The following is a 19,728-nucleotide window of genomic DNA, read 5'->3' on the forward strand; positions in this document are numbered from 1 at the left end:
AAAACAAAAGATCTCTTGGAGAGTTGGGAATGGTTGTTTTTAATAAAAGAAAAGTGGCAATTAGCATAATTGCGGCTATTGCTGCGGCACCTGCATTTGCTGATGACAGTAAAGATAAAATCTATGTAACAACAGCATCAGGTTATCAACAGAAAATTGAAGATGCCCCTGCGTCTATTTCTGTAGTAACTCGCGAACAACTCGAAACTAAAGCTTATCGTGATGTGACTGACGCATTAAAAGATGTACCGGGTGTTTTAGTCACCGGTGGCGGCAGTAGCTCAGACATCAGCATCCGTGGTATGGATGCTAAATACACCATGATTTTAATCGACGGTAAACGTGTTGATACACGCAGCACTCGTCCAAATAGTGATAATTCAGGTGTTGAACAAGGTTGGTTACCGCCATTACCTGCGATTGAACGTATTGAAGTGGTACGTGGTCCTATGTCGTCGCTGTACGGTTCGGATGCGATGGGTGGGGTTATCAATATTATCACTCGTCGTGTGCAACAAGAGTGGACGACCAGTTTACGAGCAGATACTACACTGACTGAACGTAAAAATTCAGGTAATACAGGGCAAGGCAGCTTCTATACATCAGGGCCATTAATTGATGGCTTATTAGGTGCTAAATTACAAGGCCAGTATTCACACCGTGGTGAAGATAAATATGAAGGTGGTTTTAATCGTCAAATTATGACAAGTGGTGGTGGTACACTGTCATTAACTCCTGATGATAAAAATACCTTTGATTTAGATTTCAAAAAAGATAATCAGCATCGTGATTCACGATATGGCTATTCAAGAAGTAGCACTGCAAAAACTGAGAATAAAGAGAAATTTGAAAATACACACGTCGCCTTAACACATTATGGTTTATACGACGGTTTTTCTACAGATACCTATATTCAGCATGATGAAGCTAAGAATATTGGTCGTAAAATGACATCAAAAGATACGACTATGCGTAATCAAAGCGTATTTTTACTGGGCGATCATAGTCTAAGTCTTGGTGGGCAATACCGTAAAGAAAAATTGGAAGATGAGCAGAATAAGTTAAAGTCTAGTTCTCTAGACAGATACAGTTGGGCATTATTCGCAGAGGACGAATGGTTAATGACCAATGATTTTGCGTTAACAGGTGGTATTCGTATGGATAAAGACGAAAACTACGGTACACATTGGACTCCGCGCTTATATGGTGTGTGGCATCTTGATGAGCAATGGACGGTTAAAGGTGGGGTTTCAACTGGGTATAAAGCACCTGATTTACGCCAATCCTCTGCAAATTGGGGGCAAGGTACAGGTGGCGGCCAATCAAATGGCGTCATTTTTGGTAACCCTAGTTTGAAACCAGAAAAAAGCGTAACTGAAGAAATTGCGGTTATTTGGAATAATCAAGAAAACTTAACAGCAAGTTTAAGTATTTATAATACTGATTTTAAAGATAAAATTACTGAAATTACACGTTGTGATAACAAAGATAGTAGTAATAAATGTAGTACGTCAAGTAATCCAATAAATCATAGTTATGATTTTGTCAGTGATCGCACTAATATCGGTAAAGCTAATATGCGTGGGGTTGAGGTTACGTTTAATTGGAATATTTTGGATAATCTAGCGTTCACAAATAACTACACCTTCACTGATACTGAACAAAAAAGTGGTGTAAATAAAGGTAAAGCACTAAATAAACAGCCAAAACATATGGTTAACTCAACATTGACTTGGGATACAACTGAAGACTTACAAACTTGGACTCGAATGAACTTTAGGGGTAAAACATCCGATTACCAAGGCCGTAGACAAGCAATGAGTAAAGGAACCCCATCATATGCATTATTTGATCTAGGCGCGAGTTATCAATTAAATAAAAATGCGAATTTAGTTGGTGGTGTCTATAACGTCTTAGATCGTCGTATTGATACTGCAAACTACGGTGCCGAATTAGAAGGCCGTCGCTACAATATCGGTATCAACTACAACTTCTAATCGAATAATTAATCTCGATTAATCCAAACCCTTTGGCTTCCACCAAAGGGTTTTTTGCTGATTAAAACACGATATAAACGCTCAGAAAAAAAAGATATAAGCAGATAGGGGAAAAAGTCAGAAATAATCAAAATTTCTCATGGAAAATAGGGTGATTTGTTAACAATTTAACTTGCTATTTGTGGTTATGGCGTGCAAAATGCGCGAACTAAAAAATAACTGATGCTTAATCAAATGAAGCATCGGTTTTTTTGTTTTTAGGAACGTTCATTCTAGCGGGGCCGGACATAGAGCCGGAGAGATAATTTTAATATTTACGTGTAGCAAACATTTTACGCTACCGATTTGAGGAATGCTTTTATGGCTTACTTTTTCGCATTCGCAGCAGGGCCAGGCGCTGGCGGCTGCCGTATCGATGACTACGGGGCTCTCGGTGGCTTCGCTCACACGCCTTTCTCCCTCTCTTCGTTTTTCTCTGCCTATAGGCAGATGCAAAGTCTTCCCAGTAACTGTCGATTAAGCCGAAGTAGTATGCAATCGAAAGTTATGGGAGGGCTTAGACGTGCAAAATAACACACCAATTCCATTAGACATCGGTCACAATCAAACGGGTGCGAATAACCGCGTACAACTTGCAAAAACCTTAACATTGGTGCAAGTGGTCATGATCGGTATTGCGTATATCCAGCCAATGACGATATTTGATACCTTCGGAATGGTGTCAGATAAAACTGGTGGACATGTTCCAACTTCATACATTATTGCACTTGCTGCGATACTGTTTACTGCTCTGAGCTATGGTAAATTGGTGAAACGTTTCCCATCAGCCGGTTCAGCGTACACTTATGCCCAAAAATCAATGAGCCCACATATTGGCTTCTTGGTGGGTTGGACATCCTTGTTGTCCTATATTTTTATGCCAATGATCAACATCTTATTGGCTAAAATTTATTTACAAGATATCTTCCCTAATGTTGAGCCAGCGATTTTTGTTGTGGGATTAGTCATATTAATGACAGCAGCAAACTTACGCGGTATCAACGTGATAGCGAATTTAAGTACTGTGATTGCGATTATCCAAATTGGGGTAATGGCGGTCTTTACGGGCTTAGTGATTCACGGCGTTTCAAATGGTGAAGGTTCAGGTGAGATTTGGACATTTAACCCATTTGCTAATGAAAAAACCGAAGTGATCCCGCTTATTGCTGGGGCAACAATCCTTTGTTTCTCATTCTTAGGTTTCGACGGATTAAGCTCACTGTCAGAAGAAACACCTAATGCAGGCAAAGTGATCCCACGTGCTATTTTCTTAACCGCGTTAATCGGTGGAATTATTTTTATTACTGTTTCTTTCTTCTTACAGCAGTATTTCCCTGATGTTTCACGTTTTAAGAATATTAATGAAACACAGCCAGATATTATGCGTTTTGTTGCTGGTGCATTCTTCCAGTCAATCATTCTGGTTTTCTCATGTGTTACGGTATTAGCGTCAGGTATGGCGGCTCACGCAGGTAGCGCACGTTTAATGTACGTTATGGGGCGTGATGGGGTATTCCCAGAAAAAGTGTTTGGTTATGTAAGCCCAACATGGCGTACTCCGGCATACAACGTATTAATGGTTGGTTTCTTGGCATTAGGCGCTATCTGGTTTGAAATGGATTTTGCAACCGCGTTAATTAACTTTGGTGCGTTAATCGCGTTTACCTTTGTTAATATTTCGGTTATCAGCCAATTCTTTATTCGTGAACGCCGCATGACAGGGTTCAAAAATATCCTGAATTACTTGATTTTGCCTGTTATTGGTACACTGACAGTGTGTGTGTTATGGCTGAATATCGAAGAAGACTCAATGGTTTACGGATTGGTTTGGACGGCAGTTGGTTTGGTCTATATGGCTGTACTGACACGTATGTTTAAGCGGCCTATGCCGCAAATGAGCGACGTTTAACAATATTCTTCATATTTCGCGCTGTAGCTGCGTTGCGTTCTCAAAACGACATGGATCACATACTTATGTATGCTCCCCATGATCGTTTTGCTCGGCGTCTTGCTACAACACGAACTATTTTGAATATGTCCAGAATTAGATTCAAAAATAGCGCCTTGAGGCGCTATTTTTTTACCCGTTAAGAATTATTTAAGATAAAGCGTGTAGCCTATTAACATCATAATATTATGTGATATTGTTGTTACAACACATAATGCAGAACTATGATAATCACGAATTCGATTAATAAGGCACACAAATGAATGATGCAAAGAAACCTGAGAATCAACGGTTATTACTGACGCTTAGGAATATTGTTGGCAAAAAAAATATTTTAACAGAGCCACATAAAACAGAACGTTATCGTAAAGGCTTCCGCTCTGGTATGGGGGATGCAATCGCGGTTGTATTTCCAACAACATTGCTCGAACAGTGGTATGTTTTCAAGGCGTGTGTTGAAGCAGACAAAATTGTCCTGATGCAAGCGGCGAATACAGGGTTAACCGAAGGGTCTACACCGAGTGGCTATGACTATGATCGCGATATCGTCATTATTAGTACGTTGAAATTAAACCAAATTCAAGTTTTACCGGAATTCAACCAAGTCGTTGCGATGCCGGGGAGTACTTTGTACGACTTGGAGAAAATCTTAAAACCATTAGGGCGTGAACCGCACTCTTTGATTGGCTCTTCTTGTATTGGAGCTTCAGTTGTGGGCGGTATTTGTAATAGTTCTGGCGGTTCATTAGTGCGTAGAGGCCCCGCCTATACTGAGCTTGCTCTTTATGGCCGAGTCAGTGACGATGGAAAAGTGGAGCTTGTCAATCACCTAGGTATTGATTTAGGTAACACACCAGAAGAAATCCTGACGAATTTACAAAATCGTGGCTATAGTAGTGAAGACGTACAAGTTAGCGATAAACTCGCTTCTGACCATGAGTATGCAGAACGCGTTCGTGATGTCGATGCAGATACACCATCACGCTTTAACGCGGATGAACGTCGTCTATTTGAAGCATCAGGGTGCGCAGGAAAATTAGCCGTGTTTGCGGTTCGTTTAGATACCTTCCCAGCCGATAAAAAAACACAGGTATTTTATATCGGTTCAAATAACCCTGACGTTTTGGAAGATATACGCCGTTATATTTTAAGTGAATTTAAAAACCTGCCAGTTGCAGGTGAATATATGCACCGTGGTTGCTTCGATATAGCAGAAGTTTATGGTAAAGATACCTTTTTAATGATTGATAAATTTGGCACTGACAAAATGCCAATGTTTTTCACTATTAAAGGGCGTATTGATGCAGTATTAAATAAAGTCCCATTCCTGCCATCAAATCTGATTGACCGTACTATGCAGGTTCTCAGTAAATTATGGCCTTCCCATTTACCACCGCGTATGAAAGAGTTTCGTGATCGTTATGAACACCATTTAATGTTAAAAATGGCCGGAGATGGCATTGATGAGGCTAAAGTTTGGCTAAAATCTTATTTTGCAAGCGCCGATGGCGGCTATTTTGAATGTACACCAGAAGAGGGGGCAAAAGCATTTTTACACCGCTTTGCCGCTGCTGGCTCCGCTGTTCGTTATCACGCTGTTCATAATAAAGATGTGGAAGATGTATTACCTCTCGACATTGCTTTACGTCGCAATGATAGAAATTGGTTTGAAACATTACCACCAGAAATTGAAAAGCTATTAGTTCATAAATTATACTGCGGTCATTTTATGTGCCATGTTATGCACCAAGACTATGTCTTGAAAAAAGGCGTTGACCCGAAAGAACTAAAAGAAAAAATGTTAGCTTTATTAGATGAAAGGGGGGCTCAATATCCTGCGGAACATAACGTAGGGCATTTATATAAAGCCCCAGAACAATTAAAATCATTTTATAAACAATCTGACCCAACAAATACAATGAACCCCGGTTTAGGTAAAACAACTAAACGCAAAAATTGGGAAGGGGATTGTGGCTGCGCTCATACTCATGATCATTAATGAACGCGTCATATAAATAACAAAAGGCAGGTATTGGGAAACGTTTCAATATCTGCCTTTTTTATTACTAAATTAACTGGCGAGATCTCTCGCATAGCTAATCAATGCTTTTAATTGTTGGCAACGCTTTTCATCATGTTGATGCTCTACAAGTAATAGCTGTATTTGTTGCATATATTCTGTTAAACGCTCTTCACTAAAGTAGTCTCTACGGTGCTGTAACCAGCGTTGCTGCTCATCATAAGACAAGGTGGCAGGGTAGTTACGTGCTTTATAGCGAAAGAAGAGCTCTTTCATGCGCTTATCTTCAAAACTGAGTTCCAATGCAGGCAAGTTCTGTGGCGATGTTTCACGAATAATATCCATGGTTGAGCGGTCAGAAGGACTAAAGAATCCATTATAAATTTGTGTATAGACATCATCCGACTCTGTAAATACTTGTGGTTCGCTAAATAACTCAATTAATTTATTACGAATTTCAGGGTTCTTGCGTAAAGTTTCCAGATTGCGCATACACAAGTCACGGTCAACACCGGTTCGTTCCGCATCTTCAGGGCGCAGTGTTTTTTCTGGTGCTAAAATAGGGCACTTATTAATGTGAACGAGTTTTACAGGAACGGGAGATGCACCTGCCAATTCAGCTTTAGGTGTATATAATCGGGCACGCAATTGTTGAACATCTAACTCAATTAATGGTGAGATATCAGCAGATAAATCACACATAATAACGGCATTTTTGTTGTCAGGGTGCCAAGCAAGAGGAGCGACTAAGCTGACATAAGAACGTAATGCACCAAACATACCAGACACATGAACTAGTGGTGTTATTTCTACAATATCAATAAGTTGACTTATTTTGTTTTTATTTCTTAATTGATAAAAATAATCAAACATTCTGGGTTGAGCGGCTTTCAACAGTTTGGCCATGTTAATGGTAGCTAAAACGTCAGACATTGCATCGTGAGCATTTTCATGAGCAACACCATTCGCTTTAGTTAAATGTTCTAAACGCATACTCGGCAGGCCATCTTCATTCTCTGGCCATTGAAGACCTTCAGGGCGAAGCGCAAAACAGGCACGCAAAGTGTCGAGTAAATCCCAACGTGAATTTCCTTGCTGCCAACTATAGGCATACGGGTCATAAAAATTTCGATAAAAAATATTACGGGTAACTTCATCATCGAAACGAATATTGTTGTAACCCATAATGCAGGTATTGGGGACACTAAAAGCCGCATGAATTCGTTTAGCAAACTCGGCTTCATTAACGCCTTGAGATAATGCGACCTGTGGGGTGATCCCAGTGATCATGACGGCTTCAGGTTGCGGCAAATAGTCATCAGCTGGAGCGCAATAAAAAACCTCTGGCTCTTCAATGATATTAAAATCAAGGTCGGTGCGGACGCCTGCAAATTGCGCTGGCCGATCAAGAGCAGGGCGCTTACCAAAAGTTTCATAGTCATGAATAAAAAAAGTAGGTTGTTTTTTATTATCTTGCAACGTTTTCACCATTTCGATGGTTATATAGTAGATTGATAGTGGTTAATTTATTGGTATTCACTATACATTGTTGATTAATGATACCTTATCTACTGTGAAAGCTAAACCAAGGCTATCTGATATTGAACTGGCGCGATTGATAGTAGTTTAATTTGATAACTCGATAGAATATTTTACCCTGCAGGAGGTCGTTATCTTAAGTTATAAGTATTGTGATAAGCGTCACATATATTAATTGTTAACGTTAACATTGGTGATTAACATCACAATTAATAGGTGATTTTGTGGTTTGTAATTAATGTTAACCTTAACATTTCATCAGGATAATTTTTGTTAGGTGATGAAATATGAATCGTGGTTCAAGAAAGTATTATGCCTCTTTGAGTGCATTATTGTTTTTTTTCTTTTTCACCTGGTCATCAACATTTTCTGTCGTTGCAATCTGGCTGCGTAAATATGTTGGTTTAGATGGCGCAGATACTGGGGTTATTTTCTCTTGTATTTCGATTGTGGCGCTTTGCGCGCAACCACTTTATGGATTCATGCAGGATAAATTAGGGTTACGAAAAAATTTACTATTATTTATTGCAGTATTACTGATTGCATCAGGGCCATTTTTTATGGTTTTTGGGACGTTGCTAAAATGGAATGTATTTTTAGGCAGTGCAATTGGTGGCTTATTTATTGGTATGACCTTTCACGCAGGGATTGGGGTGCTTGAGTCTTATACAGAGAGGGTCAGCCGATTACGTAATTTTGAATATGGTAAAGCGAGGATGTGGGGCTCATTGGGTTGGGCGACAGCTACCTTTTTTGCCGGGCGTAACATTAACGTGAACCCTGATTACAATTTTATTATGGCAACTGTTTCAGGCCTATTATTTTTAGTTATTCTATTGAAATTAAAAACGGCAAATACGGATGCTTATAATAGCCTTGAACATGGTAAACCTTCTACGATAACCGTGAAAGACGCTCTACAATTGTTTGTACAACCTCAATTTTGGGCTTTAATATTATTTGTATTAGGAACCTGTATATACAGTGTATATGATCAGCAATTTATGGTGTATTTTGCTCATCAATTTCAGAATGAACAATTAGGTAATGAGATGTACGGTTATCTAAACTCATTGCAGGTTTTCTTGGAAGCAGGGGGGATGTTTTTAGCACCATTTATCGTCAATCGGATAGGTGCTAAAAATGGGTTATTATTTGCGAGTTCAGTGATGGCGTTACGCATTATTGGTTCAGGCTTAGTTGATGGTGCAATTATGATATCGATAATGAAATTACTGCATGCCGTTGAACTCCCGATTCTTTTAGTCGCGATTTTTAAATATAACAGCCTTCATTTTGATAAACGTTTGTCATCGACACTTTATTTGGTTGGCTTTAGCTGCATGAGCTCTGTAGTTGCAAGTATTTTATCGCCATTAGCTGGCTGGGGATACGATCAAATTGGTTTTGCTCATACTTATCTCGTCATGGGGGGATTTGTGATTATTACGACAATATTATCTGCATTTTGTCTCAGAGGTGACGGGACAGGTAATCAAGAAATCGGAAGTAAAGATCAGAGAAATAAGTTTGATAAAGATCACTCTGATAATTTGGTCGTTAAAGTATAAAGTGAAATCAAGTTTCAGCGGAATAATTTGATAAATATGCGAAACGGGCTTGTAACACGATAGGATTAGAATGTATTGTGTTAATAGATAATGCGTTTTGAATATTGACTAGAGGGTTTAAACATGGACAACGCTAACAAGCCGTCTTTCCAAAATGTTCTGGAATTTGTGCGTATGTTTCGTCGCAAAAATAAAATTCGTCGTGAAATCACCGACAATGAGAAAAAAATTCGTGATAACCAGAAGCGTGTTTTGCTACTGGATAACTTGAGTGAATATATAAAACCAGGCATGTCGATTGAGGATATTCAGGCAATTATTGCGAACATGCGTAGCGATTATGATGATCGTGTTGATGATTATATTATCAAGAACGCTGAGCTTTCCAAAGAGCGCCGTGAAATATCTAAAAAACTCAAAGAAATGGGTGAATTGCCTCGCATCGATGTAAAATAATCAACTTATAAAGCCGAGATAATCTCGGCTTTATTGTTTTTGAGTTATTATCATGAAGGTTTGTTGTTATAAATTTAGTTTATTAACTTGTTTGATTAATGCAGTTGCTAATCTTTCCATTTCATTTTCTGCAATAAATCCCATCGTCACTGCGGCAGCAACAAGCTGACCTTCGCCATTAAATACAGGACAAGCAATAGATTGCGCTCCGGGAATACCTTCTGTTGGTTGGTAACGGATAGCATAACCTTGTTGGGTCACTTTATTAATTTCGTCTTGTGAATAGGAATTAGAGCCAAATTGGCCATCAAATGCTGAATAAACCAGCCCTGCCGCACTTTTTACGACAGGCAATGGCGTGTTAGGTAAAAAGTCAATTTCAATATTTTTAAAGCTACGATTATATTTAACCAAAGAAAGTGCTTTCCCTAAGCGGGTGGCAACACCTGTTGAGACATTTTGTTCATCACGAAATTGAATCAAAGCATTATTAATAGTGTCGATATAAGAGTCTTCAGGTTTAACAAAATTGGCTAAGAAGGTTAAATTTCGGCCTAAGCCATAACGGCTAGTTTGAATGTCTTGATACAGCATTTGTGTACGGCATAGTGAAACAAGATATTTATGTAGCCGACTTTTTGATATCTCACAGCCTTTTGAAATATCCGCTGCGCGCGCAATACCTCCATTCTGAGCAATATAATTTAAAATGCTTACGGCTATATCAACAGAATTAACACCTTGCAGAGTAGACATACATAAACCACCTAAATTTAACAAGTTTGGGTATTTTACCATGAGTTGCCTTGTGCTGCTAACGACCCGACGTGACAAACAAATAATCCGAAAGCGGTAGTACGTTATTACCTATAAATAGATAGAATTATTGATGCCACTCAAGTTCACTTTTGGTGAATAGAGTATATATATAGTGAACTTTAAAAAGCAATGTCGAGGTTTACTATAATGAAAACTATAAATTCACTACGTTTGAAACGCCGAACTCTGCTCAAAGGGCTTGGTGTTGTGGGGTTGGCGAGTATTGCTCCCTGTTCTTATACACAAGAAAACAGCAATCAACCCTTACCTAAGGTGCGACTAAAATTGTCGGACTACAAAACATTTCGGTCAACTTGTGCAATGGAGTGTTTACATTGCAACCTAACTGCATATACCTATCAAGGTAAGCTGATGAAAATACAGGCGACTGAAGGGTTTAATGTCAAATGTTGCTTGCGAGGTATGAGCCGGACTAAATGGGTCTATCATGAGCAACGCATCAAAACCCCATTACTGCGAGTCGGCGAAAAAGGTAAAGCGGAATTCAAACCGATAAGCTGGGATGAAGCGCTGGATCTTATCGAAAAAAATATCAGAGAAACCATTGATAAATATGGTAATGAAGGGTTATTTATTTCCACGCATGCAGGGAATATGGACTCTATCAAGAATGATATGGGAAAAGCCTTTTTTGATTATTTAGGCGGAGCAACGAAACAGGCGGGTTCATTGTGTTGTTCAGCGGTAACAGCAGCGATGATCCCAATGCTAGGTTTAAGGTATGCAGATACCCGAGATACGATAGCCGACAGCCGCTATATCTTGTGTTGGGGAAATAACCCTGCTGTTACCATGCAAGCCTATTTTAAAAATTATAACCAAGCGAGAAGAAATGGTGCTCGACTAGTGGTTATTGACCCGCGCTATAGTGAAACCGCGGCAAAAGCAGACGAGTGGGTCCCGATTATTCCAGGGACGGATACGGCTTTGGCATTGGGAATGATCAAAATCATTATTGAAGAAAACCGAATAGACGAAAACTTCCTTAGAACACATACAGGCGCTGTTTATTTAGTTGACACCAATCAGAAACAAGTTAGGCAAAATAATGACGATAAGGACAGTTATTTAGTTTTCGACATATTAAGCAAACAATTAGTTCGTCATGATTCATCGGGTATTAAACCGGCACTATTCCAACATGAACTTCCTGAAGATTTGGGGTATACCACGGTTTTTGAGCAAATTTATCAACAAGCTAAACCATGGGATGTTGCTCGAGTCAGTGAAGAAACGGATATTCCAGCGGAAACTATCGTACGTCTTGCTCGAGATTACTCATCAATAACACCTTCAATGATTGTGCAAAATATGTCAGGAGCACAGCGAACTGAGCACGGTGCTTATGTTGCAGGAAGTCAATTCTACCTTGCATTACTCACTGGTAATATCGGTAAACGAGGGGCGGGGGTTTGTGATGCCGGTGGAGCTCGGCAAATGGCTAACTTTAGTCCAATCGTTCCTCCTGCTCCGAATGTGAAAAATATTCCACCTATTCCGGTGGCGAAAGTTGGCGATTTTATCGTCAATGAAAAGCCGCATCCGATTAATTTTTGGTGGATTATGACAATGGGGGTTATGACCCAATTACCGAATACTAACAAGGTTCGGGAGGCTCTGAAGAAAGTTCCATTTGTGGTAGTGGCTGATAATCTCATGAGCTCAACAGCGTCATATGCAGATTTAGTCCTACCTGTTACAACGATTTTTGAAGATACAAGTTTGATGGCGGGGGTACGTAGCCAATATGTTCAATTAATGGAACAAGCCGTCGAACCTGTTGGTGAAGCAAAACCTGATTATTGGATTTTCGCCCGGCTAGCAGAGCGTTTCGGCTTTGGAGATGTATTCAATAAGCCAATAGAACACTACATTGATGCCTGTTTAGTCGGTTCAGGCATCACTCGTCAAATGTTAGAAAAAGGCCCAGTACGTCCCGTAGAAGGAGACTGGATTCCTTTCAAAGACGGTATTTTTAGAACATCGACTAAAAAAGCGCACTTGTTTGTTGAAGATTGGCAAAAGAAAAACTTTTCGCCTGTCGTCGCTTACTATCAAGTGACTGAATCTGTTAAAGGTTCACCTGAATTAGCCAAAAAGTATCCATTAATGGCGGTTCAGCGCAAGTTAGCGCGAAGTGTGCATTCAAGTCATGGAATGAATGAATGGATTCTGGAAGTACAACGAAACCAACCGAATGTTTTAATTCACCCCGAAGATGCTAAATCTAGAGGCATTAAAAATGGGGAATGGGCAATCACCTTTAATGACCGAGGAGAACACAGAGCCATTGCTGTTGTGACAACGCATATTAAAAAAGGCGTGATTTCACTGGATAACGGCTGGTGGGAGCAGCAGGGGGGAAGCAGCAGTCATGTCACGAATGACCAAGTTGAACATTTGGGAACAGGGCACTGCTGTAATAGTACGTTAGTTGATGTCAGAAGGGAGGCGTAATCATGGTTAAGCAATATGGTTTTTTGATAAATACAAAAGATTGCTATGGTTGCCGTACTTGTTCAATGGCCTGTAAATCCGAAAATGTCACCCCACCAGGGGTTTTGTGGCGTCGAGTTCGCGAATTTAATGATGACTCACCGAATGCCCAAGCATTTATTACGATGTCTTGTAATCATTGTGATGATCCTCAATGTTTGAAAGTCTGCCCTGCTGACACCTATACCAAACGGGCGGATGGCATAGTCGTTCAAGACCATGAAAAATGTATCGGTTGCCAGATGTGTATCATGGCTTGCCCATATCATGCTCCTGTTTTTGATCCTGCCGAAGGGAAAACGAGCAAGTGTAATATGTGCGCAGAACGGTTAGATGAAGGGCTACTACCAAGGTGTGTGGAGTCTTGCCCGACGGGCGCTATTGAGTTTGGTGATATTACCGAGCTACGTAAAAAGCACACGACAAATTGGGCGGTACTGGAGCAGCGCTATAATATGCCCGATCACACAATTAGTAATCCAAATATTGTGATTATTGGGATGGAGGACTAATCATGGATATTAAACATATGGAACTCCCTCTGGTATTTTTTACAGTGATGAGCCAGTGGGGGATCGGGGCAGTTCTCGCATTAACTATTTACCAAATGAAAGCCAGTCAAGAGTCCCTATTATCAGGGCCTGTATTGCGTCGAGCAGTGCTATTGATATGGTTGATTGAAGTTATTGGCTCATCGATGTCAATGGGGCATTTAGGTGTGCCTCTTGAAGCATACCGTTCCGTTTTGGGGTTAAGCCATTCATGGTTAAGCCGCGAGGCCGTGACATTTGTATTATTAAATGGCGTTGTCACGTTATGGGCTCTATCTTGCTGGTTGCAACCCACAGTAAACATGCGCAACACGATATTAGGCTGGGTAAGTGGGATTGGAGGATTAGCCGCTATACTTGTCACGGCACAAGTCTATTATCAAATGGTCGCTCACCCATTATGGCATACTCCGGCAACACAAATCGCATTTATAGGCAGTGCAATTGTCCTTGGTTTTAGTCTAGTGGCCTTATTTGTTATTGGGCAAGGAAAGCCATTACCATCGTCAATTAAAGTCGGTGTGCTTATAGGCGTTGCATTGGTATTAATCGCGCAAATCATTCGCCTGCAATTACCTGCAAGCCAAGGTGGAAGCTATTTGCTGTGGTGGCAAGTTGTGATGAGTATGCTATTGCCTTGCATTGTGGCGATGAAAGGATATAAGAAACCGCCATCGGCGATTTTAATTGCCTTAGTGATATTAGCCATATTTAGCGGTGAATTAGCGGGTCGTGCCTTGTTTTATGGAGCGGTTATGATCCAAGCTCCTTGGTTCTAAAAATCCTCGTCATATTTCGGCCTGTCGCGTTGTTGGCGTCGCACACTCGCCCTAGTCACATACTTATGTATGCTCCTAGGGCCTCGTTTAGCTTGCCGCCTAGCGACAGACCGAACTATTTAGAGGATTATGTAGGTTTTTTTGTCGATATCAGAATTCGGCCTGTAGTGTTGTGTATGGGTTCTAGTTATATGCTTGGGGGTACGTTTAGCTAATGTGCTTATTCAAAAGCACCATTCATCAGTTTGATAATAGGGTCCGAACGCTTATAGCTGTTGATTAGAGGAACTAGGCGTTTGAAATGTTCGCTGGCACAGTGAATATCGAGCGCTTCTTGATTCGGCCACTCCTCGATAAAAATAAAGTGCCCAGGATCTTTTTGGTCAACGTAAAGGTCATAACTGATACACAATGGTTCTTGTTTAGTTGCAGCGACCAATTCACGGTATAGCGGCATAACAATCTCAATCGCTTCGCTTTGAATAAAATCTTCCGCAATGACTTTTAACATATATTTCCCTTTTCTTTATAAAATAACTGTGTATAAACACAGCAATACAAACACAAATTCGTTGAGAGCTCAATGTAAAAAACTGGCGAGATGATGAGTTTTTTTTAATTAAAAAATTTATTATTCATGAAATGTATTGTAATAAAAAAGCCTTGATAGTTTCCTATCAAGGCTTCTGTGTTTTAAAACTATTTAGTTTTAGTGACTAGATGGTTTTGCCATTGCAGAGGTTGCTACGTTTGAAGCAACATGACCACCTGCGCCGCCTTTACCTTCAAAGGTTGAGGCTTCACGCTGATACTCAGTGATCTCAAATGGTGCAGCAGCACTTGCAGGTGCGGGCGCTTTTGTCATTGGAGAATAAGCATGACGTTTATGTAAGCTGACCGCTGGGCTGCTTGCTACCGTTGCTGGTTCAGCTACGGCAACAGGTTCGATAACTTCCTCGACACTGACTACCTCGGCTGATGCCGTGACAGAAACTTGAGGAAGTTGTATTTCTTCAACGACTTCATTGACAATAACAGGCGTTGTTTGTTCGTCCGCAATAGAAACGCTTTCAACTACTTCTGTTTGAGCTATTTCAACCTGTGGCTCAATAACTTCAGCCACTATTTCTACAGTCTCTTTTACAGCTTCGACGGTTTCAATTTCTTGCGAAACATCAGTTTTCTCTTCGACAACAACTGGAGTTGGTTCGACAATGCGTTCAACAACTGTTGCTTCGTTAACTAATGGGGTTTCTTCTACATTAACCATTTCTGTAGCGGTGTCTTGTACCTCGTGTTTAACCTCTTCAGCCACGACTGGAGAGACAATTACGTGGCTTTGTGACGCGGTAACATTTGAGGTTTCAGCTACAGAAGCTTCATTAACACTTTGTTGTTCAAGCATTTCTTCATTGGTGATGATTGCCATGCTTTCTTGTTGAGGCTGAGCAATCGGGTAATGAATAAATACTTTGCCAGACGCAAGCTCTGGTGAGGCAACGGCAGCGATTAATGGCATTGGTGATTTAGTTAAATGGCGCTCATCACGGTAGCGACGACGACGTTGACCACTGACACGCAAGTGACGAGGTGAACGACGAGAACGGCGTGGAATGATGGTGTCTTGTTTTTCTTCACCATCAACTTGAGCCACGGCTTCTTGACGCTCTTCAGTTTGTACTTCACCTTCAGTTTGGTTCACAGATACCGTTGGTGCAGGTAATGCTGCAACTGGCTCAGTGGTTACTTCAGGTGCCGTTTCAACAGGAGTAATGATTTGCTCGCTATCAGTAACACGGATTTTTTGTGCTAATTGGCGACGTTGACGACGTGGGGCAACCGGACGTTGTTCTTCTTCCTTTTCCACCGCATCTTCGACATGACTTTGCTGAGCATCTTGTTGAGTTTTGGCCACTTGCTGTTGACGTTTTTCGTCTTGGCGACGACGACGCTCAGCACGTTGTTCGCGACGTTGCTGCTGGTTGTCACGATTGTTAGACTCAGTTGCTTGCTCATCTTGCTGGCTCGTATTTTTATTATTACGGCCTTTATTACGAGTGTTCGCATCATCCGATGACGTATTACGGTTATTGCGATTATCACGGTTGTCACGATTATCGCGTGTTTCATTTTCATCGCGATCACGACGATTATTATTACGGCGATTATTATTGCGACGATCATTGTTACGGCGGCGGTCATTATTATTGCGGTTTTTCGGCGCTGGTTTCTCAACCACTTTTTCTTCTTCACCAAATAGGTTCTTGAAGAAAGCCGCAATTTTGCTGAACAAACCTGGGGATGCAGGTTCAGTTGCCACTGATTTTACTGGTGCTTTTGTTGCAGTTTCTTTTGGCTTCACTGTAGACATGTCTACAGGCTCTTGCAGTGCAAAAGCTGAAATTGCAGGTTGCTCAGGGATTTTGCGCTCAGCGGTAGTCTCGTCACTTTGTGTCAAAGTGACGGTTTCGTGATATTGAGCTAAGTTATAGCTTAAAGTATTTACCTCTTCACCTTTACGAATGCGGATCACATGGAAGTGAGGCGTTTGCATTTGGTCATTAGGGACAATCACAACGCGAACATGGCTTTGGCGTTGTTCGATATCACTAACGGCTTTACGCTTTTCATTCAATAGGTAAGATGCAATTTGTACAGGAACAATGGCATGCACTTCGTGAGTATTTTCTTTCAGTGCCTCTTCTTCGATAAGGCGAAGAACAGACAGGGAAAGTGATTCGTTATCACGAATGGTTCCCGTTCCTGAACAGCGAGGACACACGTGATGGCTGGATTCACCTAACGATGGGCTCAAGCGCTGACGTGACATTTCTAATAAACCAAAACGAGAGATGCGTGCAATTTGAATGCGAGCACGGTCTTGGCGTACAGCTTCACGTAAGCGGTTTTCTACTTCACGTTGATGCCTAACTGGCGTCATATCGATAAAATCGATAACAATCAAACCACCTAGGTCACGTAGACGTAATTGACGTGCAATTTCATCAGCCGCTTCTAAGTTAGTATTGAACGCAGTTTCTTCGATATCGCCACCACGTGTTGAACGTGAGGAGTTGATATCGATAGCGGTCAGAGCTTCAGTGGTATCAATAACTAATGCACCACCTGATGGCAAACGAACTTCGCGTTGGAACGCAGATTCGATTTGTGATTCAATTTGGTAGTGGCTAAAAAGTGGAACATCGCCACTATAGTGTTTGATTTTGCTTGCAAAATCACCACGACCGATAGCTTCGATATGGTTGCGTGCCATTTCGACAACTTTCGGGTTATCTATTAGGATCTCACCGATATCTGGGCGTAGATAATCACGGAATGCACGAACAATAACGTTACTTTCTTGGTGGATTAAGAAAGGTGCAGGGCGGTTTTCAGCGGCTTTTTGAATCGCTTCCCAGTGACGTAAACGGTAAAGCAAATCTTGTTGCAGTGATTCTGCAGATTTACCCACACCCGCGGTGCGAACGATTAAGCCCATGCCATCTGGAATTTGTAAAGAAGACAGCGCTTCTTTTAGCTCAGTGCGGTCTTCGCCTTCGATACGACGTGAAATGCCTCCCGCACGTGGGTTATTTGGCATTAAAACGAGGTAACTTCCTGCCAAGCTAATGAAGGTGGTTAATGCGGCACCTTTATTTCCACGCTCTTCTTTATCCACTTGAACGATAACTTCTTGGCCTTCTTTTAACACATCTTTAATGTTAGGACGGCCTTGGGAGTGATAGTTGCTTGGGAAGTATTCACGAGCGATTTCTTTGATAGGAAGGAAACCGTGTCTTTCAGCGCCATAGTCAACAAAAGCAGCTTCAAGACTAGGTTCGATACGAGTGATTTTACCTTTGTAAATATTGGCCTTTTTTTGCTCATGACCGGGACTTTCAATATCCAAATCATAGAGACGTTGCCCGTCAACAAGGGCAACACGCAACTCTTCCTGTTGAGTTGCGTTTATTAGCATTCTTTTCATGTTATTACTTACTCATTATTTTCTTTTAAATAAAGAGCAGCGAAAGAAAGAGCTACTGTAAACCGATGGCCTCGTGATTTTTACAAAACCGTCTGCCTCGCGGCAGTCGTTCGTATAGAGACGCGCAGTATTCGGTGAACCTGATTTTTAGATTAAAAATTCAGCGTTCTTAATCAGGATGCCGTATGTTATTAAAGAAAACGGAAGTTCCTAACCCAATAAGCCAAAATTCGTTGCTCGCTAATTTATTTGATGTTGCTAAATGTCTTACGCCATTGCTGCACTGTTACGCCATCAAATAAGAAATCCTATAAAACGTTAACTTTCGTTTTTTAAACATCTTAGCAACTTCATATTATTCCATTGCCATAGGCATTATAGCAAGTCGATACGGAAGTTATATGGAAATTTTATTTAGAAATAGGATAAATCATGCAGAAAATAACCAAATTAAAAAAAAAGATAAAAAATTTTGTGGAGTCGGTATGATAGGGAAAGCGAATAAGAGCATATTTTAATCAATTAGAGTTAACGCATTCCCGAATGAATACACAAAATCAAGTTCAATTTATTGACATCAGCGATGACGAAGCTGGGCAACGTATCGATAACTTTTTGCTCACTAAACTTAAAGGTGTACCAAAAAGTATGATTTATCGCATTATCCGCAAAGGGGAAGTGCGTGTTAACAAGGGGCGGATAAAGCCTGAGTATAAATTAGTCGAAGGGGACCAAGTCCGCGTTCCTCCCGTTAGGGTTGCTGAACGGGAAACTGCGCAGGTTTCAGCTAAACTGGATAAGGTCGCTGCATTAGCAAATTGCATTTTATTTGAAGATGACGTTCTCTTAGTTCTGAATAAACCATCTGGCACAGCCGTTCATGGTGGAAGTGGTTTAAGCTTTGGTGTTATCGAAGGCCTGAGAGCTTTGCGACCCGAAGCGCGTTTCCTTGAATTGGTTCATCGTCTTGATAGAGACACATCAGGTATTTTATTGGTGGCCAAAAAACGCTCAGCACTCCGAGCGCTACATGAACAACTGCGTTTGAAACAAATGCAAAAAGATTATTTAGCACTCGTAAGAGGTAATTGGCAGTCCCACATGAAAGTTGTTCAAGCTCCTTTACTGAAAAATATTCTACAAAGTGGTGAACGTGTCGTGAAAGTGAGCAGCGAAGGGAAGCCATCAGAGACACGCTTTAAAGTGGAAGAGCGTTTTGATAATGCAACTTTAATAAAAGCGAGCCCTGTCACAGGGCGTACGCATCAGATTCGTGTGCATACTCTCTATGCAGGGCATCCTATTGCATTTGATGACCGTTATGGTGATAAGCAATTTGATAGCCAACTGGCCGGAACAGGTTTAAACCGCTTATTTTTGCATGCGAGCGCACTGAAATTTACACACCCTAAAACGGGTGAAGAGATGCGTTTGCAAGCTCCATTAGATAACCAATTGAATCACTGCCTAAAAATATTACGTAGTCGTAAAGCAGAAAAGTAGG

At 40.9% G+C, this 19,728-nt stretch carries 14 protein-coding genes; 10 read left to right on the forward strand and 4 right to left on the reverse strand.

Features of this window, described 5'->3' with window-relative positions; all coding sequences use genetic code 11:
- The first annotated feature begins 29 nt into the window (after positions 1 to 29).
- The 4 genes from PZ638_RS08885 to dld all read left to right on the forward strand — a co-directional run bounded on the left by PZ638_RS08885 (position 30) and on the right by dld (position 5,983).
- Positions 30 to 1,997 carry a ligand-gated channel protein gene (locus PZ638_RS08885; RefSeq protein ID WP_272674207.1) on the forward strand — a complete coding sequence of 656 codons (1,968 nt, stop codon included), beginning with the start codon at positions 30 to 32 and terminating at the stop codon, positions 1,995 to 1,997.
- Between the two features lie 360 nt (positions 1,998 to 2,357).
- Positions 2,358 to 2,570, forward strand: a complete 213-nt coding sequence (locus PZ638_RS08890) for a hypothetical protein (RefSeq protein ID WP_004253162.1) — start codon at positions 2,358 to 2,360, stop codon at positions 2,568 to 2,570.
- The gene (locus tag PZ638_RS08895) at positions 2,560 to 3,945 is read left to right on the forward strand and encodes an APC family permease (protein ID WP_004253165.1); all 1,386 of its coding nucleotides are present in this window, start codon (positions 2,560 to 2,562) and stop codon (positions 3,943 to 3,945) included. Before PZ638_RS08890 ends, PZ638_RS08895 begins: the two co-directional genes overlap by 11 nt.
- A 298-nt stretch (positions 3,946 to 4,243) precedes the next feature.
- A complete protein-coding gene (gene dld / locus PZ638_RS08900) occupies positions 4,244 to 5,983 on the forward strand; it encodes a D-lactate dehydrogenase (RefSeq protein WP_004253168.1) in 1,740 nt (579 codons plus the stop codon).
- 72 nt (positions 5,984 to 6,055) lie between these two features.
- Here dld and sbcB read toward each other — a convergent pair whose 3' ends face one another.
- Entirely contained in the window at positions 6,056 to 7,483 is a 1,428-nt protein-coding gene (gene sbcB, locus PZ638_RS08905; protein WP_094960417.1) for an exodeoxyribonuclease I, read from the reverse strand.
- A gap of 347 nt (positions 7,484 to 7,830) precedes the next feature.
- On the opposite strand from sbcB, the gene PZ638_RS08910 reads away from it, so the two are divergent.
- Together PZ638_RS08910 and tmaR are read left to right on the forward strand one after the other, a co-directional pair.
- Positions 7,831 to 9,114, forward strand: a complete 1,284-nt coding sequence (locus PZ638_RS08910; protein ID WP_004253175.1) for an MFS transporter — start codon at positions 7,831 to 7,833, stop codon at positions 9,112 to 9,114.
- A 123-nt stretch (positions 9,115 to 9,237) separates the two neighbouring features.
- Entirely contained in the window at positions 9,238 to 9,570 is a 333-nt protein-coding gene (gene tmaR, locus PZ638_RS08915) for a PTS system regulator TmaR (RefSeq protein WP_004253179.1), read from the forward strand.
- A 66-nt stretch (positions 9,571 to 9,636) separates the two neighbouring features.
- Here the strand turns inward: tmaR and PZ638_RS08920 are convergent, their stop codons facing one another.
- The gene (locus PZ638_RS08920) at positions 9,637 to 10,326 is read right to left on the reverse strand and encodes a helix-turn-helix domain-containing protein (protein WP_036958098.1); all 690 of its coding nucleotides are present in this window, start codon (positions 10,324 to 10,326) and stop codon (positions 9,637 to 9,639) included.
- A 210-nt stretch (positions 10,327 to 10,536) separates the two neighbouring features.
- Here PZ638_RS08920 and PZ638_RS08925 point away from each other — a divergent pair, with 210 nt between their 5' ends.
- The 3 genes from PZ638_RS08925 to PZ638_RS08935 are packed head-to-tail and all read left to right on the forward strand — an operon-like array spanning position 10,537 to position 14,236.
- On the forward strand, positions 10,537 to 12,867 hold the full coding sequence (locus PZ638_RS08925) for a molybdopterin-containing oxidoreductase family protein (protein WP_164455538.1): 2,331 nt from the start codon (positions 10,537 to 10,539) through the stop codon (positions 12,865 to 12,867).
- 2 nt (positions 12,868 to 12,869) lie between these two features.
- The gene (locus PZ638_RS08930; RefSeq protein ID WP_172412196.1) at positions 12,870 to 13,418 is read left to right on the forward strand and encodes a 4Fe-4S dicluster domain-containing protein; all 549 of its coding nucleotides are present in this window, start codon (positions 12,870 to 12,872) and stop codon (positions 13,416 to 13,418) included.
- A gap of 2 nt (positions 13,419 to 13,420) precedes the next feature.
- A complete protein-coding gene (locus PZ638_RS08935) occupies positions 13,421 to 14,236 on the forward strand; it encodes a dimethyl sulfoxide reductase anchor subunit family protein (protein WP_112307904.1) in 816 nt (271 codons plus the stop codon).
- Positions 14,237 to 14,456: 220 nt separating this feature from the next.
- On the opposite strand, the gene PZ638_RS08940 is transcribed toward PZ638_RS08935, so the two are convergent.
- Complete coding sequence (locus tag PZ638_RS08940) at positions 14,457 to 14,747, reverse strand: putative quinol monooxygenase (protein ID WP_004253191.1); 291 nt, start codon at positions 14,745 to 14,747, stop codon at positions 14,457 to 14,459.
- Between the two features lie 198 nt (positions 14,748 to 14,945).
- On the reverse strand, positions 14,946 to 18,224 hold the full coding sequence (gene rne, locus PZ638_RS08945) for a ribonuclease E (RefSeq protein ID WP_166184462.1): 3,279 nt from the start codon (positions 18,222 to 18,224) through the stop codon (positions 14,946 to 14,948).
- A gap of 543 nt (positions 18,225 to 18,767) precedes the next feature.
- Here rne and rluC point away from each other — a divergent pair.
- Positions 18,768 to 19,727: a 23S rRNA pseudouridine(955/2504/2580) synthase RluC gene (gene rluC, locus PZ638_RS08950; protein ID WP_112308293.1), complete on the forward strand. Its 960-nt coding sequence runs from the start codon at positions 18,768 to 18,770 to the stop codon at positions 19,725 to 19,727.
- Position 19,728 lies beyond the last annotated feature (1 nt).

It is taken from the genome of Providencia hangzhouensis (assembly GCF_029193595.2).
GTDB classification, from domain to species: domain Bacteria; phylum Pseudomonadota; class Gammaproteobacteria; order Enterobacterales; family Enterobacteriaceae; genus Providencia; species Providencia hangzhouensis.

Bases quoted from the DNA above. Each gene is read 5' to 3' on its own strand.
- rluC (WP_112308293.1), top strand. From the start codon at position 18,768: ATGAATACACAAAATCAAGTTCAATTTATTGACATCAGCGATGACGAA.
- PZ638_RS08890 (WP_004253162.1), top strand. From the start codon at position 2,358: ATGGCTTACTTTTTCGCATTCGCAGCAGGGCCAGGCGCTGGCGGCTGC.
- dld (WP_004253168.1), top strand. From the start codon at position 4,244: ATGAATGATGCAAAGAAACCTGAGAATCAACGGTTATTACTGACGCTT.
- PZ638_RS08885 (WP_272674207.1), top strand. From the start codon at position 30: ATGGTTGTTTTTAATAAAAGAAAAGTGGCAATTAGCATAATTGCGGCT.
- rne (WP_166184462.1), bottom strand. From the start codon at position 18,224: ATGAAAAGAATGCTAATAAACGCAACTCAACAGGAAGAGTTGCGTGTT.
- tmaR (WP_004253179.1), top strand. From the start codon at position 9,238: ATGGACAACGCTAACAAGCCGTCTTTCCAAAATGTTCTGGAATTTGTG.
- PZ638_RS08935 (WP_112307904.1), top strand. From the start codon at position 13,421: ATGGATATTAAACATATGGAACTCCCTCTGGTATTTTTTACAGTGATG.
- PZ638_RS08920 (WP_036958098.1), bottom strand. From the start codon at position 10,326: ATGTCTACTCTGCAAGGTGTTAATTCTGTTGATATAGCCGTAAGCATT.
- PZ638_RS08930 (WP_172412196.1), top strand. From the start codon at position 12,870: ATGGTTAAGCAATATGGTTTTTTGATAAATACAAAAGATTGCTATGGT.
- PZ638_RS08940 (WP_004253191.1), bottom strand. From the start codon at position 14,747: ATGTTAAAAGTCATTGCGGAAGATTTTATTCAAAGCGAAGCGATTGAG.
- PZ638_RS08925 (WP_164455538.1), top strand. From the start codon at position 10,537: ATGAAAACTATAAATTCACTACGTTTGAAACGCCGAACTCTGCTCAAA.
- PZ638_RS08910 (WP_004253175.1), top strand. From the start codon at position 7,831: ATGAATCGTGGTTCAAGAAAGTATTATGCCTCTTTGAGTGCATTATTG.